14 protein-coding genes are annotated in these 14,813 nt (G+C 61.2%); 8 read left to right on the top strand and 6 right to left on the bottom strand.

What is annotated here, in order from left to right:
• Nucleotides 1–70 precede the first annotated feature (70 nt).
• From I2H31_RS24705 to hemG, 3 genes are all read right to left on the bottom strand, one after another.
• Nucleotides 71–991 (bottom strand): TerC family protein, encoded by a 921-nt coding sequence (locus tag I2H31_RS24705; RefSeq protein ID WP_196295743.1) that lies wholly within the window; start codon nt 989–991, stop codon nt 71–73.
• 102 nt (nt 992–1,093) lie between these two features.
• A complete protein-coding gene (locus I2H31_RS24700; RefSeq protein ID WP_196295742.1) occupies nt 1,094–1,828 on the bottom strand; it encodes a polyprenol monophosphomannose synthase in 735 nt (244 codons plus the stop codon).
• A gap of 122 nt (nt 1,829–1,950) precedes the next feature.
• The gene (hemG, locus tag I2H31_RS24695) at nt 1,951–3,288 is read right to left on the bottom strand and encodes a protoporphyrinogen oxidase (protein ID WP_196295741.1); all 1,338 of its coding nucleotides are present in this window, start codon (nt 3,286–3,288) and stop codon (nt 1,951–1,953) included.
• Nucleotides 3,289–3,399: 111 nt separating this feature from the next.
• Here hemG and I2H31_RS24690 point away from each other — a divergent pair, with 111 nt between their 5' ends.
• Nucleotides 3,400–3,912 carry a D-glycero-alpha-D-manno-heptose-1,7-bisphosphate 7-phosphatase gene (locus tag I2H31_RS24690; RefSeq protein WP_196295740.1) on the top strand — a complete coding sequence of 171 codons (513 nt, stop codon included), beginning with the start codon at nt 3,400–3,402 and terminating at the stop codon, nt 3,910–3,912.
• A 179-nt stretch (nt 3,913–4,091) separates the two neighbouring features.
• Here the strand turns inward: I2H31_RS24690 and I2H31_RS24685 are convergent, their stop codons facing one another.
• Together I2H31_RS24685 and I2H31_RS24680 are read right to left on the bottom strand one after the other, a co-directional pair.
• Complete coding sequence (locus I2H31_RS24685; protein WP_196295739.1) at nt 4,092–4,247, bottom strand: hypothetical protein; 156 nt, start codon at nt 4,245–4,247, stop codon at nt 4,092–4,094.
• Nucleotides 4,248–4,344: 97 nt separating this feature from the next.
• A complete protein-coding gene (locus I2H31_RS24680; protein WP_196295738.1) occupies nt 4,345–5,742 on the bottom strand; it encodes a type III PLP-dependent enzyme domain-containing protein in 1,398 nt (465 codons plus the stop codon).
• Nucleotides 5,743–6,077: 335 nt separating this feature from the next.
• On the opposite strand from I2H31_RS24680, the gene I2H31_RS24675 reads away from it, so the two are divergent.
• Nucleotides 6,078–7,052, top strand: a complete 975-nt coding sequence (locus I2H31_RS24675) for an arginase (RefSeq protein WP_196295737.1) — start codon at nt 6,078–6,080, stop codon at nt 7,050–7,052.
• A 1,204-nt stretch (nt 7,053–8,256) separates the two neighbouring features.
• On the opposite strand, the gene I2H31_RS24670 is transcribed toward I2H31_RS24675, so the two are convergent.
• A complete protein-coding gene (locus I2H31_RS24670) occupies nt 8,257–8,700 on the bottom strand; it encodes a hypothetical protein (protein WP_196295736.1) in 444 nt (147 codons plus the stop codon).
• A gap of 212 nt (nt 8,701–8,912) precedes the next feature.
• Between I2H31_RS24670 and argS the strand changes: the two genes are divergently transcribed.
• From argS to I2H31_RS24640, 6 genes are all read left to right on the top strand, one after another.
• Entirely contained in the window at nt 8,913–10,709 is a 1,797-nt protein-coding gene (gene argS, locus I2H31_RS24665; protein WP_196295735.1) for an arginine--tRNA ligase, read from the top strand.
• A 97-nt stretch (nt 10,710–10,806) separates the two neighbouring features.
• Nucleotides 10,807–11,388, top strand: coding sequence for an LOG family protein (locus tag I2H31_RS24660; protein WP_196295734.1), 582 nt, complete (start codon nt 10,807–10,809; stop codon nt 11,386–11,388).
• Nucleotides 11,389–11,519: 131 nt separating this feature from the next.
• On the top strand, nt 11,520–12,107 hold the full coding sequence (locus tag I2H31_RS24655; RefSeq protein ID WP_196295733.1) for a glutathione peroxidase: 588 nt from the start codon (nt 11,520–11,522) through the stop codon (nt 12,105–12,107).
• A gap of 158 nt (nt 12,108–12,265) precedes the next feature.
• Nucleotides 12,266–13,162 (top strand): 1,4-dihydroxy-2-naphthoate polyprenyltransferase, encoded by an 897-nt coding sequence (locus I2H31_RS24650; RefSeq protein ID WP_196295732.1) that lies wholly within the window; start codon nt 12,266–12,268, stop codon nt 13,160–13,162.
• 123 nt (nt 13,163–13,285) lie between these two features.
• The gene (locus I2H31_RS24645) at nt 13,286–13,681 is read left to right on the top strand and encodes a hypothetical protein (RefSeq protein ID WP_196295731.1); all 396 of its coding nucleotides are present in this window, start codon (nt 13,286–13,288) and stop codon (nt 13,679–13,681) included.
• A 124-nt stretch (nt 13,682–13,805) separates the two neighbouring features.
• Nucleotides 13,806–14,624: an SDR family oxidoreductase gene (locus I2H31_RS24640; protein WP_196295730.1), complete on the top strand. Its 819-nt coding sequence runs from the start codon at nt 13,806–13,808 to the stop codon at nt 14,622–14,624.
• The last annotated feature ends 189 nt before the right edge of the window (nt 14,625–14,813 follow it).

Genomic DNA, 14,813 nt, shown 5'->3' with positions numbered 1-14,813 from the left:
GGAAAAGGACGGAAAAGGTTGTCTGGCCGCCCCAACAATTATCGCGCCCGATTAGGGCACAGAAGGGCCCTTACGCCTCTTTTTTCGGCCACAGCACCGAGGCCAGCACGCTCAGCGCCAGCAGCCCGCCCACCACCCCCAGCGCGTACGGCATGGGGATGGGCAGCACGTTTTCGAGCAGGATTTTGACGCCGATGAACACCAGAATCAGCGCCAACCCATAGTGCAGGTAATGAAACAGGCGCATCATGCTGGCCAGCGCGAAGTACATGGCCCGCAGCCCCAGCAGGGCAAACACGTTGGAAGTAAACACCACAAACGTGTCGCGCGTGATGGCCAGGATGGCCGGAATGGAGTCGGCGGCAAACACCACGTCGGTGGTTTCCACCATCACCAGCACCACCAAAAGCGGCGTGGCAAAGCGCAGGCCGTCTTTCTTGATGAAGAACTTGCCGCCCTCCAGCTGCCGCGTAATGGGCAGGTGCCGGCTCAGGAAGCGCACCACCGGGTTGTTTTCGGGGTCGATTTCGGGCGCGTCGCCGGCCACGCCCATCCGGATGCCGGTGTACACCAGAAAGGAGCCGAGCAAATACAGCAGGAAGTGAAACTTGGCCAGCAAAGCCCCGCCCACCAGAATGAAGACGGCCCGCAAAATCAGCGCCCCCAGCACGCCCCAGAACAGGATGCGGTGCTGGTACTGCCCCGGTACCTTGAAGTAATTGAAAATGAGTAGAAAGACAAACAGGTTGTCGACGCTCAGGGCCTTTTCCACCAGGTAGCCCGTCAGCCATTGCAGGCCGGCCTGGTGGCCCATGGTGCGGTACACCAGGAAGTTGAAGCACAAGGACAACGCCACCCAAAAGGCGCTCCACCCCAGGGCCTCGCGCAGCTTGATTTCGTGCGCCTTGCGGTTGAAAACCAGCAGGTCGAGCAGCAGCAGCCCGATGACGAACGCCGTAAAAGCCAGCCAAAACAGGGGAGTGTTTTCCATGCGTCGGCGCAAGATAGGGCAGAAGGGCAGGAGGGCATAGGGAATAAGGCATGGGGCAGGACGGACGGAAGGAGCATCCCCTCATTCCCTGTGCCTCATCTCCTATGCCCTTTTCAGCGGGTGCACCCAGCTGCTCATCTTCATTTGCAGTACGCCAAAAAAGGCTTCCTGCACAATGCCCTTCGACATTTTGGAGGTGCCGCGGGTGCGGTCGGTGAAAATGATGGGCACTTCCTTGAGGCGAAAACCGAGCTGGTAGGCCAGCCATTTCATCTCAATCTGGAAGGCATAGCCCACGAAGTGGATTTTGTCGAGCTCGATGGCGCGCAGCACCCGCGCCGTGTAGCACTTGAAGCCCGCCGTGGCGTCCCGAATGGGCATGCCCGTGACGGCGCGTACGTACCACGAGGCGAAATACGACATCAGCACCCGCGACATGGGCCAGTTCACCACGTTCACGCCCTGAATGTAGCGCGAGCCGATGGCCACGTCGTAGCCTTCGGCGGCGCAGGCCTCGTAGAGGCGCACCAGGTCGTCGGGGTTGTGCGAGAAGTCGGCGTCCATCTCGAAAATGTACTCGTAGCCGCGCGCCAGGGCCCACCGAAACCCGTGGATGTAGGCCGTGCCCAGGCCCTGCTTGCCGCTGCGCTCTTCCAAAAACAGCCGCCCGGCAAACTCCGCCTGCAGGCCGCGCACGATGGCGGCCGTGCCGTCGGGCGAGCCGTCGTCGATAATCAGCACGTCGAAAGCCCGTGGCAACGACATCACTTTGCGGATTATCAGCTCCGCATTCTCGCGCTCGTTGTAGGTTGGGATTAGGACGAGGCCTTCGCTCATGGGGTCAAAGATAGGGTTTCGCCGTGCGAAGCTGCGTGGTGGCGCGGCGCCCTGGGCGGCTTTTTTGCTAAGCCATGTACCTATTTAAATACACCAAGCCCTGCAAGCCAGCGGACAAGGTATTATTGCTCAGTCGCCAACGTTTCGGCCGTGCGGCGGGCGTGGCGCACGCAGTCGGGCACGCCCACGCCGGCGCGCCAGTTGGCCACGGCCACGATGTGCTCGGCTTCCAGCGCGGCGGCGGCGGCGTGCGCCCCCACAATGCGTTCGTCGAACTGCGGAATGCTGCGCGGCCAGAAATAGCGCCCCTGCCAGCGCGGCGCCCCCGCAATGCCGTAAAATTTGCTCAATTCGGCGTGCACAGCGGCTTTCTGGACGTCTTCGGCCTGCAGCGCCGCGGCTTCGTATTGGGCGCCGCCCACGAAAGTGGTAAACAGCACCTGCCCAGCCGGCACCCGTTCCGGGTAAATGCTGCTGGTCCAGATGGAACCTGCCGCGTAGGTGCCTTCCACTTTGGGGTTTAGCGCGCCGAAGCCGTTGAGCGGGTGCGCCACGGCGGCGCGGTCGTAGGCCGAATACACGGCGCTCATGGGCGGGTAGTGCACGGCCGCCAGCGCCGCCGCGGCCGCCGGAAACAAGGGCTCCAGCAGCGGCGCCACCGCGTAGGTGGGCAGCGCCAGCGCCAGGTGCGAGTAGCCCGGCGCCGCGGCCAGCCCCTGCGGGCCCGTCAGCTCCAGCTGGTAGGTGCCGTCGGTGGCGCGGGAAACGGCCGTGACGGCCGTGCCCGGCTGGTACTGGGTGAGCCGGGCCGCCAGCGTGTCGGTGATGGTTTGCAGGCCATTTTGGAGGGTGATGATGCGGCGGCGCCCGGCGCCCGTGCCGCCCTTCATCAGCCCGCGCAGCACCGAGCCGTACTGCTGCTCCAGCGCCGGCAGCTGCGGAAAGGTCTTGTGGATGAGCAGCTTTTCCGGGTCGCCGGCGTAGATGCCGGCCATGAACGGGTTGACGGCGTAGTCCAGGATTTCGGGCCCGAAGCGGCGGCGGAAAAAGTGCGCCACGGTTTCGTGGGCATCTACCGGCGCGGCGGGCTGGCGGAATTCCTGGAGCAGGCGCCACTTGGCTTTCAGGCTGAAAAAGCCGTTGGTGAGCAGGCGGGGCGGGGCGCCGGGCAAGATGCGGTAGCGCCCGCCGCGCAGCACGTAGCGGTGCTGGCTCACGGCGGCCGCGTCCCGAATCTGGTCGGTCAGGCCGAGGTCGGCGAGCAATTCTGCCAGCTCCGGGCTCAGTTGCAGCGAGTTGGGGCCGGTTTCGAGCAGGTAGCCTTCCGGCGTGGCCCAGCTGCTGAGGTTGCCGCCGGCCCGGGCGTCGGCCTCGAACAAGTCGTAGGCCACGCCGCTTTTTTGCAGGTACCAGGCCAGGGTGAGGCCGCTGATGCCGCCGCCGATAATCGCAATTTTCATGTAGCGCGAACTTTAGCTACCGCTGACCTGCGGTTGTAGTTCGCGTCCCCGCGCCGTTCGGCACTCGTTCAGGGACGCGAACTACAAAGTTCGCGCTACTTCTTTTGTTCCATGACAACAAAAAACAAAGCCGTTTTTCTCGACCGCGACGGCGTGCTGAACGAAGAAATCGGCACCTACGTGTGGCAGCTCGATAACTTCATCATCTGCCCCGGCGTGCCCGAAAGCCTGGCCCGCCTCAAAGCCGCCGGCTACCACCTAATCGTCGTCACCAACCAGGCCGGCATCGCCAAGGGCCTCTACACCGCGGCCGAGGTGCGCGCCTGCCACGCCAAGGTGCAGGCCGCCTGCGATAATGCGCTGGACGCCTTGTATTTCAGCGATGCCCACCCCAGCGTGAGCGAGTCCATCCTGCGCAAGCCCAACTCCGGCATGCTGGAAAAAGCCATTGCCCGCTTCAACCTGGACGCGGCGCAGTGCTGGATTGTGGGCGACCGGCTGCGCGACATGGAAGCCGGCGCCGCCGTAGGCGTGCGCGGCATTCTGGTGGGAGAGGAAGAAGTAGAATTCGCGCCCCGCGTGGCCAATTTGCAGGCAGCTACGGACGTTATTTTGAACGGGTAGAGACGCAATATTTTGCGTCTCGTCGTTGAACGACTTGCGCTTGCATGGTGCGAACGGAATCCGACAGACACCGAACGGCGCAAACAACGAGACGCAAATAGGCGTCTCTACATCGCACACAAAAGAGGCCGGCCTCCCACGCGGGAAGCCGGCCTTTTCTATCTCAAAACCAACAAGCGCTACTGGCGCTCTACTTTCTGTGCCGTGCTCGCCGTGATGGGCGAAGAAACGCGGTTGGCTTCCTTGGTGCTGCTGTAGGCGGGGCACTTCTGGCGGTTGCAGGCGCCGAGGGTGAGGGCGGCAGCACCGGCGGCGAGCAATACGAACTTTTTCATAATTTATAGGAAAACGGTTGAGGGATGGCGAGGCTAGGCTTCAAAGATAAGCGGCTAACGCCATTTTCAATGAAAAATTCCGGCGGCCGAAATTGAATTATTCGTATCCGAGGATGCGCATCATGCTGCCGGCTTCCTGCTGGGGCGCAAAAACGGTATCGGTGAGGGTGCCGTCGGCGGCGCGATTCAAAATGACGTGCTGCGGGGCCGGAATGAGGCAGTGCTTGATGCCGCCGTAGCCGCTGAGGCTTTCCTGGTAGGCGCCGGTGTGGAAGAAGCCCACGTAGAGCGGCTGCGCATCGGCGGGCTTGCGCTCGGGCAGAAACACCTGGTAGATGTGCTTCTCGGCGTTGTAGTAGTCCTGCGAGTCGCAGGTGAGGCCGCCAAGCTGCAGTTTCTTGTAGCTCTTGTTCCAGCCGTTCACGGCCAGCATGATGAAGCGCTGGTTCAGGGCCCAGGTGTCGGGCAGGTTGGTGATGAACGAGCCGTCAATCATGTACCAGAGTTCCTTGTCATTCTGCAGCTTCTCGTCCAGAATCGAGTAGATGATGGCGCCGCTTTCGCCCACGGTGAAGATGCCGAACTCGGTGAAAATGTTGGGCTCGGGCACGCCTTCCTCCTGGCAGATGCGCTGGATGGTGCGCAGAATCTCGGCCACCATGTAGGGGTAGTCGTACTCGGGCTGGATGCTGGTTTGGATGGGGAAGCCGCCGCCGATGTCGATGGTGTTCAGCGTGGGGCACACCTTGCGCAGCTCGCAGTACTTGTGCACGAAGCGGCTCAGCTCCGACCAGTAATAGGACGTGTCCTTGATGCCGGTGTTGATGAAGTAGTGCAGCATGGTGAGCGTGAAGCGCGGGTCTTCCTTGATGCGCTGCTCGTAGAGCGGAATCACGTCGGCGTAGCGCACGCCCAGGCGCGAGGTGTAGAACTGGAAGCGCGGCTCCTCGTCGGAGGCCAGGCGCATGCCCATGTTCACCTTTTCCTGCACGTGGTCGTGGTAGTACTCGATTTCGTTGGGCGAATCGATGATGGGCATGCAGTTCACAAACCCGTCGTTAATCAGGTCGGCGATTTCCTTTTTGTAAGCTTCGGGCTTGAAGCCGTTGCAAATGATGTGCTTCTGCTTATCCACCTTGCCCTGAGCGTGCAGGTTGCGGATGATGCTGATGTCGAACCACGACGAGGTTTCGAGGTGGATGTCGTTTTTCAGGGCCTCCTCCAGCACGAAGCGGAAGTGCGACGACTTGGTGCAGTAGGCGTAGGAGTAAGTGCCGGTATAGCCGGTTTTCTCGATACCCTCGGCAAACCATTTCTTGGCCCGCTGAATCTGGGAGCTGATTTTGGGCAGGTAGGTGAGGCGCAGCGGGGTTCCGTACTTCTCCACCAGCGCCATCAGGTCGATGCCGTGGAACTGCAGTTCATGGTCCTGCACGGTAAAGTCGGCCGTAGGGAAGTCGAAAGTTTGGGAGATGAGGTCGTGATAGGTATCCATCAGTTGTTGGAGCGGGGGAAAAGCGCGACATTTGCGGCGGGCGGTACAAAAGTACCGCCGGGGTCGGGTAAACGGTCGGGAACCGAATGTTGTTCTTGCGTTACCCCGCCCCGCATCGTGACGATGGAATAGTAAGCGACTTGGCTACGGCAGATGCTTCTGCCGCAAGGCAGCGCTCGAAGCGTTTCATTCAACAATTATCATTTAATATTTAACAGTCGTTCATTCTGCGCCATTGGGCCCATTGAATAGTTGTTAAATGTTAAATGATAATTGTTAAATGATTCCCTTGGAACGATGCCGCCATCCTGCTTTCTCTAAAATCCCACCCTCCGATGAAACGCATCAAACTTCTGGAAGTACGCTCCGAACTCGGGGCCGGCACCCGCGGCTCCGGCATGGGCATCGACGCCCTGCGCGTGGCCTGCCTCAACAAGGGCTCCGACTATTTCCGTCGGTTCAATACCGTGACGCTGCCCGATTTGAACCACGTGCTGTTCGAGAAAAACCATTTCCCCTTCGCCAAGCACATTGACAGCATCTACACCGTGCAAAAGGGCATTGCCAACGCCGTGGAGCAGACGCTGCGCTTCGGCGAGTTCCCCTTGGTGCTGGCCGGCGACCACAGCTCGGCCAATGCCACCATTGCCGGCATCAAGGCCGCCTACCCGGCCAAGACGCTGGGCGTCATCTGGATTGACGCGCACGCCGACATCCACTCGCCCTACACCACGCCCAGCGGCAACGTGCACGGCATGCCCCTGGCCGCCGCGCTGGGCGTCGACAACCTCAAGCACCAGCGCAACATTCCCGACCCGGAAACCGAATTCTTCTGGCGCCGCCTCCAAAACCTGGCCGAGCCCGGCCCCAAGCTCAAGCCCGAACACTTGGTGTACGTGGTGGTGCGCGACACCGAGGGGGAGGAAGACGCCCTGATTGAGGAACTGGGCATTAAGTGGATAAAGCTGCCCGAAATCAAGGCCAAGGGTTCGCGCCAGCTCACCCGCGAGATTTACGAGCACCTGCGCTTCTGCGACTTGGTCTACATTTCCTTCGACGTCGACAGCCTCGATTCCAGCTTCAGCATCGGCACGGGCACGCCCGTGGAGGACGGGCTTTATTTGTCCGAAGCCGAAAACCTCTGCCAGGATTTGCTGGAAAACGACCGAGTGGTGTGTTTCGAAATGGTCGAAATCAACCCCACGCTGGATAATGGGAATACGATGGCCAAAAATGCCTTTAACATTCTGGAGAAGGCGACCGATGCCATCGAGAAGCGGCTACGGCTGGAGGAAGTGGTGAGCCGGTAGAAGGCCAGAGCCGCGAGTATAAGGAACAGTCGTGCTTGGCGCAGCCCCAAAGGCGACGCTGGGGCGACCAAGGAAGCCTAGGCCGCTGACGAAACGGAAAGCCCCGCCGGTTGCGGACGGGGCTTTTGGGGTGGGGTTTCGTTAGGCGGATTACCTTGTGAAAAGTTAGGTGATTATAAATTCCACCGTTTTCGTGAACCTGTGTTCGTTGTCCGCTGCTGAAGGCGTCGTTCCGTTTCCATTTCCCGATTCCGTTCCCGTCGGGCAGCCGCGGCTCGCGCGGGTTGCCCCGGCCGCAGCCGTTGATGCAGTGCGGAATCGCCGCTCATCCGGAGTTGCTCGTACGCGAGTTGGTATCGCGCTACGGAATCGAGCCCTTCAAGCGGTTCCGCCCGCCACGAGGCATCGAGCAATGCCGGTACGGGTTCCGCCCACTGCAGACCGGGGACCAAAGGCGTAATAACGGCCGTTCGCGACGACCCACGGGCCAAAAACCAGAGCGGCGGCAAGGGTTGATTAATGGGTGCATACGCTTGGAAAGTGACCCCTTGGCGCCCCCGGTGAAAATATACTCGCACCGTGCGCCATTCCTCGGCGCGAGCGAAGAGCCACCGCAGTGGCGAGAGGATTTCGGCCCAGGACTTGGCCGGCGTTTGCGCCACGGTTGTGGACAACCAAAAAAGCAAGACCGCCAGCAAGGGGGCCCACAGCACCCACGGCACGGCCCGCCAGAGCCACCGCAGCCGGGGCCAGCGCGCCTGCAGCGCCCAGGCAGCGGGAAAGGCCAAGGCCCACAGGCCCCAGCGGGGCACGTTTTCCACCGGCAACGGCACCAGTTCCAATGGCGTCCAGATGCTCAGCCCCACCAAGAGCAAGCAGCCGAGCCACGTCCCAACGACCCACTGTTGCCGCGCGAGCTTGCTGCTGTTCATATGGTTGCCATTGCCGATAACCCATTACCGCAAGGCGATGGTAAAATAGTGCTCCATTCAGCGAACTTCTAATCTGAAGTGCTAACTAAACTCACAAGGGCAGAAACAGACCTAAAAGGTAGGCCCAAGTGTAGGAAACGCGGCCACTAACTAAAGTGTAAGAAACGGTATTGGGGTATGAGTTTCGTAAACTGCATCAGCATCCTATGAAAAGCCCCGCCAGACACTGGCGGGGCTTTGGTTGCTTTGCATTTCACGTCGCAGGCAGCGGCTCAGAACTTGATGTCGAATTTGCCATTGGTCACCGTTTTGGTGCCCGTGCCGTTGGGGTCGGTGCCCGTGAAGGTGAACGTGCCCACCACATGGGATTCCCCGGCGGTGGCCGACGGGGCATAGGTGGTGAGGGTAGCGCTGCCGCCGGAAGCTATGTAGTTCTCACCCGCGCTGACGGTATACGCTGCCGAGTATCCGGTAGTGGCGCTGGCTGCCAGCGGGTAAGTGCCTACTCCCCGGCCCATGTTCAGAGTCGTCATAGTCCCCCCCGAGCCATTGGTTAGTTTGCCCACCACGGTCAGCAGCGGCAGGTTGCCCAGCGAGATGAGGCCTCCCGTGGTGAAGACGGCCGTTTCCGTTTTGCCGTCTACCGTCCAGCTCATGCCATCGCCGCCAACGCCGGTGGAGGCGCTGTCGCTGCTGTCTTTTGAGCACGCTCCCATGAAAACCATCGCACAAATGGCTAAGCTGGTGCGAAATGAATTCAAATAAGTTGTCATAAAAAGGAAAGGAAAAAGCGTGGATTTGTCGAGGACCTAGTGAAAACAAAGGTAATTAAGTATTAGAATTTGTAAAGCAAGGCCGACCCTTTTGTTCCGGCCGGTTCCTTAAGCGGAGAGGTGAGTTGACGCGGGTCGGCCCGTACCTTTGCCCCGTGCAACAGCTAGAATCCTCCCTCAAAACCGCCCTGCAAACCGCCGCTCAGGCTGTTTTTGGCGTTGAAGTCCCCGCCGCCAGCCTCACGCTCCAGCCCACGCGCAAGGAGTTTGCCGGCAGCTTCACCCTCGTCACCTTCCCGCTCACCAAGTCCCTGGGCAAAGGCCCCGAGCAAATCGGCCAGGCGCTAGGGGAGTGGCTGAAAACCAACGAGTCCCGTGTGCGCGGCTACAATGTGGTCAAAGGCTTCCTCAACCTCGAAATTGCCGATGCCGAGTGGCTGGCCCAGTTTGAGCAGCTGCGCGCGCAACCGGCCACCGCGCCCGTGGGCACCGAGGGCGGCCCGCAGCGCGTGGTGGTGGAGTATTCTTCGCCCAACACCAACAAGCCCCTGCACCTGGGCCACCTGCGCAACAACTTCCTGGGCTACTCGGTGGCCGAGATTCTGAAAGCCACCGGCGCCACCGTCACCAAAGCCAACCTAGTGAACGACCGCGGCATCCACATCTGCAAGTCGATGATTGCCTATCAGCACTTCGGCCAGGGCGAAACCCCCGCGAGCGCCGGCATGAAGGGCGACCACCTCGCCGGCAAATACTACGTGCTGTTTGAGAAGCATTACCGCGAGGAAATCCGGCAGCTCGAAGCCGAAGGCGTGGCCGCCGACATCGCCAAGAAAAGCGCCCCCCTCATGACCGAGGCCCAGCAGATGCTGCAAGCCTGGGAAGCCGGCGACCCCGACGTGAAGGCCCTCTGGAGCCAGATGAACGGCTGGGTGTACGAAGGTTTTGACGCCACCTATAAGAACATCGGCGTCGATTTCGACCAGTACTACTACGAGTCCGAAACCTACCTGCTGGGCAAGGAGCGGGTGGAGGAAGGCCTCAGCAAAGGCGTGTTCTTCAAGAAGGAGAACGGCTCCGTGTGGGTCGATTTGCAAGCCGAGGGCCTCGACGAAAAGCTCCTGCTCCGCGCCGACGGCACCAGCGTCTACATCACGCAGGACCTGGGCACGGCCGAGCTCAAGTACCAGGATTTCGGCTACGACAGCAGCATCTACGTCATCGCCGACGAGCAGAACTACCACATGCAGGTGCTGCAAGCCACGCTCAAAAAGCTGGGCAAGCCCTACGCCGACGCCATTCACCACCTCAGCTACGGCATGGTGGATTTGCCTTCGGGCAAGATGAAATCGCGCGAAGGCACCGTGGTGGACGCCGACGAGCTGGTGCGCGACGTGGTGGCCGCCGCCAAAGCCGCCACCCTCGAAAAAGGTAAAACCGAAGGCCTGAGCGACGCCGAGCTGGAAGAGCTCTACCACATGCTGGGCCTGGGCGCGCTGAAATACTACCTGCTGAAAGTGGACCCCAAGAAGCGCATGCTCTTCAACCCCGAGGAGTCGGTGAGCCTCGAAGGCCACACCGGCCCGTTCATCCAGTATTCGCACGCTCGCATCGCCGCCATCCGCCGCAAAGCCGCCGAACTGGGCATTGATGCGCAGGCCGATTGGAGCCAGCTCGCTACCCTCGAACCCACCGAGCAGGAGCTGATTCAGGAGCTGGCGCGTTACGCCTCGGTAGTGGCCGAAGCCGCCCGCAACCTCTCGCCCGCCGTGGTGGCCCAGTACGCCTACGATTTGGCCAAAGCCTACAACCGCTTCTACGCCGAGGTGTCGATTTTTCAGGAAACCGACCCGGCCAAGCGCAGCCTGCGGGTGGCGCTATCGGCCCGCGTGGGTGAGCAGATTAAGGCTTCGATGGGCCTGCTGGGCATCCAGGTGCCCGAGCGCATGTAGCGCGGACTTTGTAGTCCGCGTCTCTGAACAACACTGCCGGCGCGGGGACGCGGACTACAAAGTCCGCGCTACTGACCTGTCGGCTAATTGCCAAACCATGAAATCCATTGCCGTGTACTGCGGTTCCAGCGCCGGAACCAACCCGAATTACATCACCCAGGCGCAGGCCCTCGCCAAAGCCATGGTGGCCCAGAACCTCACGCTGGTGTACGGCGGCGGGCGTGTGGGCCTGATGGGCACCATTGCCGATGCCGTGCTGGCGGAGGGCGGCCGGGTTATCGGCGTCATTCCCGACTTTCTGGACGCCAAGGAGCTGGCCCACAAGGGATGTACGGAATTGCACGTCGTCAAATCCATGCACGAGCGCAAGCTGATGATGGCCGACCGCGCCGACGGCTTCATCGCCATGCCCGGCGGCTACGGCACCCTCGAAGAGCTGTTTGAAGTGCTGACCTGGGGCCAGCTCGGCCTGCACCAAAAGCCGGTGGCCCTGCTGAACGTGGACGGCTACTACGACCTGCTCCTGCAAGCCCTCGACCGGATGCGCGACGACCAGCTGCTCCGCGCCGAAAACCGGGCCCAACTCCTGCAATCGGCTGACCCGGAAGAATTATTGATGCAGATGGCCGCCTACCAGCCCGTGCAGCTGGAAAAGTGGCTGACGCCGCCAACTACCTGATGTAGCTCGGATTTTTAGTCCGCGAGTCCGAACGATTCCATTCGCGGACTAGAAAGTCCGCGCTACGGCCCGAAACCCTACTGGCCTGCGCTTGGTTACGCACGCAACTGCGCAATCCTTACCTTCAACTCATGAAAAAGTCCCTTCTCCTCACGCTGGCCACTGCTGCTACGGCCGTGGTTTTCATTGCCGCCAAACCGGCCGCTTCCCCTGCCATGACTAACCCCGCCGAAACCGCCAAAGCCGCCCCCTCCGTCTATGACTTCACCGTGAAATCCATCGACGGCAAAGACGTGAAGCTGAGCCAGTACAAAGGCAAGAAGCTGCTCATCGTGAACACGGCCTCCAAGTGTGGCTTCACCCCGCAGTACAAGGAGCTGGAGGAGCTGTCGAAGAAATACGCGGGCAAAGTGGTGGTGCTCGGTTTCCCGTCCAACAGTTTCAACCAGGAGCTGGCCTCGAACGCCGAAGTGGCGTCGTTCTGCGAAAAGAACTACGGCGTGACGTTCCCGCTGTTCGAAACCATTCCGGTGAAAGGCGACGACGCCGCGCCGCTCTATAAGTACCTCGCCGACAAAACCAAAAACGGCGCCGTCTCCGACGCACCGAACTGGAATTTCTGCAAGTACCTGGTGAACGAGAAAGGCCAGGTGGTGAAGTTCTACAACTCGAAAGTGACGCCGCTCAGCCCAGAGCTGGTGGCCGATATCACGAAGTAGCCTGTCCCTGAATTACTCGGAACGTCATGCTGAGCGCAGCCGAAGCATCTCTACCGTAATACTAAATCAGATTAGTTGAGCAGTAGAGATGCTTCGGCTGCGCTCAGCATGACGTTCTTTGTGTTGCTGTTTGTTTTCTGCTGCTTCCGCTGTCGCCCATGTCGCCCTGGATTTCTGCATTTCGCCCCCGCACGCTGCCGCTGGCCCTGGCCAGCATCCTCACGGGCGGTTTTCTGGCCAAAGCCAACGGCCAGTTCAACGGCCTCGTCGTGGGTCTGGCGGCCCTCACCACCATCCTGCTCCAAATCCTCAGCAACCTCGCCAACGACTACGGCGACTCCCAGAACGGCGCCGACAGCGTGCACCGCCAGGGCCCGCAACGTGCCGTGCAAAGCGGCGCCATCACGCCGGCCCAAATGAAGCGCGGCATGTGGATTTGCGGGCTGCTGGCGTTGGGCAGTGGCCTGGCGTTGCTGTGGGTGGCGCTGGGCGCGGCCGGGCTGGGGTTATTTCTCGGGTTTCTGGCGCTGGGCCTGGCCGCCATTTGGGCGGCGGTGAATTACACGGCGGGCTCGAACCCCTACGGCTACGCCGGGCTGGGCGACATTTCGGTGTTTCTGTTTTTCGGGTTAGTGGGCGTGTGCGGCACCTATTTCCTCCAAACCCGGGCGCTGCCGCTGCAAGTGCTGCTGCCCGCCGCGGCACTCGGCTGCTTCGCCACGGCGGTGCTGAACGTGAACAACATCCGTGACATCAATTCCGACGTGCTGGCCGGCAAAATTACCATTCCGGTGCGGCTGGGGGCGGTGCACGCGCGGCGCTATCACTGGCTGCTGCTCATCATGGGGCTGGGCTGCGCCACAGTGTTCGTGGCCCTAACCTACCACTCGCCCTGGCAGTGGCTGTACGCGCTGGCCGTGCCGCTGTTCGCCTTCAACGCCATTCAGGTGTGGCAGCGGCAGGAATCAATGCAGATTGACCCGCTGCTGAAGCAGATGGCCTTGAGCACGCTGGTGTTCACGGTGCTGTTTGGGGTGGGGCAGGTGCTGGGGTAAAACGCAACGCGCGTTGCCGGGGAGTAGCGGCCGCGAAATAATTGGAAGACTGAAAATTTGCTTAGCTTGCTGGCAAATTTTCAGTCTTCTTTTCATTTGGCAATAACCTCTACTCCCTCATTTATGGAACTCACTCAAGACCTGGCGCAGGTCGAATCAGTTGGCGCTGCCCCCGCGCCAGCGCAGGCACTGGACTATTTCTACAACCTGGCGGCTCAATACATGAGCGTGGGCAAGTCCGACGACGACATTCAAGCTCACTTGTTAAAGGAGGGACTCGATGAAACCACCGGGCGAACCATTCTGGCCGAGCTGCGCGTGGAGTTCAAAAAAGCCCACCTTGCCGCCGCCAAGAAAGACATGCTGCACGGCGGGCTGTGGCTCGGCGGCGGCTTGCTCGTGACGGGCGTTACTTACGCCATGGCTTCGGAAGGCGGCTCGTATTTCATGACCTGGGGCGCCATCATTTTTGGCGGCATTCAATTTTTCAAGGGCTTGGTGCGGTCCATGCAGAAATAAACTCTGCGGCTGAACCAGGCCCGGCGCAGGCTTTGCGACCGAATTAAAACAATACCGGGCGTCATTCGTCAACCCAAAGGCCAGGCTATTCTGCCTGGTCTTTTTGTTTTTCTGATTCCATCCCATGCCCCAAACCGTTTTCATTACCGGCACTTCCACCGGCATTGGCGCGGCCGCGGTGCGCCTGTTTGCCCAGCACGGCTGGCAGGTAGCCGCCACCATGCGCAACCCCGCCGATGCGAAATTTGACGACCTGCCCAACGTCCGCGTCTACGCCCTCGACGTGACCGATGCCGCCGCCGCCCCGCGCGCCATTCAGCAGGCGCACGCCGATTTTGGCAGCCTCGACGTGCTCATCAACAACGCCGGCTACGGCCTCGTGGGCCCCTTCGAGTCCGCCACCGACGCCCAGATTCAGCAGCAGTTTGCCACCAACATGTTCGGTGTGTTTGCCGTGACGCGGGCCGCGCTGCCTATTCTGCGGGCGCAACAATCGGGCGTCATCATCAACATCACCTCGGTGGGCGGGCGCACGGGCTTCCCCATGAACTCCCTCTACCACGCCACCAAGTTTGGGCTGGATGGCTTTTCCGAGTCGCTGTGGTACGAGCTGGCGCCGTTCGGCATTCGGGTGAAGGTGGTGGCGCCCGGCGGCGTGGCCACCGACTTTGCCACCCGCTCCCTCCAAATGACGATTGACCCGGCCAACGACGCCGAACCCTACGCCGCTCAGGTGCGCAGCGTGCTGGCCGCCTTCAACGAGCGCGGCGGCGCGGCCAGCTCGCCCGAACTCATTGCCGAAGTCATTTTCGGCGCTGCCACCGACGGCACCTCGCAGCTGCGCTACATTGCCGGCGAAGACGCTAAAAGCCTTCTCGGCGCCAAGTCTCAAATGAGCGAGGCCGATTTTATGGCCATGATTCAAAAGAGCTTCGGCGTGTAGCGCCCGGGCCGCACGTGGCCGCACCAAAATAGTGCTCCAGCGAAAAGCCCCGCTGTTTATCGCAGCGGGGCTTTTCGTTGGTGGCAAAGGCTACTCGGCGGCCGGGGCCGCGGGCGCGCTGGCGGCGTCGCTGCCTTCGGGCCGTGGGCCGCGCTTGCGGTTGCGGCCGCCCCGGCTGCGGCGCCGCTC

Source organism: Hymenobacter ruricola (assembly GCF_015694525.1).
Lineage (GTDB): Bacteria > Bacteroidota > Bacteroidia > Cytophagales > Hymenobacteraceae > Hymenobacter > Hymenobacter ruricola.
The sequence above is the reverse complement of the archived record's forward strand: the minus strand, read 5'-3'. Positions and strand labels throughout refer to the sequence as shown.

Bases quoted from the DNA above. Each gene is read 5' to 3' on its own strand.
- I2H31_RS24705 (WP_196295743.1), bottom strand. From the start codon at position 991: ATGGAAAACACTCCCCTGTTTTGGCTGGCTTTTACGGCGTTCGTCATC.
- I2H31_RS24700 (WP_196295742.1), bottom strand. From the start codon at position 1,828: ATGAGCGAAGGCCTCGTCCTAATCCCAACCTACAACGAGCGCGAGAAT.
- hemG (WP_196295741.1), bottom strand. From the start codon at position 3,288: ATGAAAATTGCGATTATCGGCGGCGGCATCAGCGGCCTCACCCTGGCC.
- I2H31_RS24690 (WP_196295740.1), top strand. From the start codon at position 3,400: ATGACAACAAAAAACAAAGCCGTTTTTCTCGACCGCGACGGCGTGCTG.
- I2H31_RS24685 (WP_196295739.1), bottom strand. From the start codon at position 4,247: ATGAAAAAGTTCGTATTGCTCGCCGCCGGTGCTGCCGCCCTCACCCTC.
- I2H31_RS24680 (WP_196295738.1), bottom strand. From the start codon at position 5,742: ATGGATACCTATCACGACCTCATCTCCCAAACTTTCGACTTCCCTACG.
- I2H31_RS24675 (WP_196295737.1), top strand. From the start codon at position 6,078: ATGAAACGCATCAAACTTCTGGAAGTACGCTCCGAACTCGGGGCCGGC.
- I2H31_RS24670 (WP_196295736.1), bottom strand. From the start codon at position 8,700: ATGGGAGCGTGCTCAAAAGACAGCAGCGACAGCGCCTCCACCGGCGTT.
- I2H31_RS24660 (WP_196295734.1), top strand. From the start codon at position 10,807: ATGAAATCCATTGCCGTGTACTGCGGTTCCAGCGCCGGAACCAACCCG.
- I2H31_RS24655 (WP_196295733.1), top strand. From the start codon at position 11,520: ATGAAAAAGTCCCTTCTCCTCACGCTGGCCACTGCTGCTACGGCCGTG.
- I2H31_RS24650 (WP_196295732.1), top strand. From the start codon at position 12,266: ATGTCGCCCTGGATTTCTGCATTTCGCCCCCGCACGCTGCCGCTGGCC.
- I2H31_RS24645 (WP_196295731.1), top strand. From the start codon at position 13,286: ATGGAACTCACTCAAGACCTGGCGCAGGTCGAATCAGTTGGCGCTGCC.
- I2H31_RS24640 (WP_196295730.1), top strand. From the start codon at position 13,806: ATGCCCCAAACCGTTTTCATTACCGGCACTTCCACCGGCATTGGCGCG.